General features: G+C 74.0%; 1 protein-coding gene and 1 pseudogene. Both read left to right on the top strand.

The features are described from left to right. The coding region (locus QZ281_RS08030; RefSeq protein ID WP_292226940.1) for an ABC transporter permease subunit at positions 1-264 on the top strand (264 nt) is incomplete at its 5' end. A gap of 59 nt (positions 265-323) precedes the next feature. Next, positions 324-864 (top strand): annotated as a pseudogene (locus QZ281_RS08025) (hypothetical protein); the annotation flags it as partial.

The following is an 864-nucleotide window of genomic DNA, read 5'->3' as shown; positions in this document are numbered from 1 at the left end:
CTGCGCCTGCCGTCCGCCCTGCCCTTCGCGCTGGAAGGCCTGCGGGTCGCCGCGGGACAGGCCGTCATCGGCGCCGTGGTGGCCGAGTTCGTTTCCGGCTCAGGCGCGACGCAAGGTTTGGCCTGGCGGCTGCTGGAGGCGGGCAACCGGCTGCGGACGGCCGAAATGCTGGCGGGGCTGGTCTGTCTGGCGGTGCTGGGCCTGTTGTTGAACGCCGCCGTCGCCTGGATCGCCCGCAAGATCACCGGCAGCGCATTACGTTAGCGCGCGATTAAGTGCTGAGCCGCTAACGTCTTGGTTGTTCTTCCCACCGGAGAGCCGCCTTGCGCAGCGCCCTCGTCTTCACCACCGCCCTGTTCGCCGTCAGCGCCGCCGCTGGCGCAGCGTCCGCCCAGCAGGCCGAGACCAACAGCGCCGGACTGCGCTACCTGTCCTGGCCGGGCAAGACGACTGCGTCCCAGCCCGCGACGCCTCAGGCCGCGACACGCCAACCTGCCGCCGCACGCAGCGAGCCCGCTCTGCGCCCGGTCCGCACAGCAGCGACACTGGACGCGCCCTCCGCCGTGCCCCTGGCCCGCATCGCCGCGCCCAGCCGCGAGGCGCCCCGCCCCGGACTGACGCCCGCCACCGCCTTCTACAACCCGACCTATGGTTCTGCGTCCGCGCCCTCCAACACCGCGCCCCAGGCCTATGTGACCGCGCCTGCGCGCCAAGCCCCGGCGCCCGCGCCTCAACCTGCGCCCCAACCTGCGCCACAGGTCGCGGCGCAACCCACGCCTCAGCCCGCCCCTCAGCCCGCGCCGCGCCCCGAGCCCGTCGTGGCGGCTGTGGTGAACACGCCAGCCCCGCCGCCGCCCGTCCAGC

The sequence above is a fragment of the Brevundimonas sp. genome, assembly GCF_018608325.1.
Classification (GTDB): Bacteria; Pseudomonadota; Alphaproteobacteria; order Caulobacterales; family Caulobacteraceae; genus Brevundimonas.
This window is presented reverse-complemented; position numbering and strand designations above follow the sequence as displayed.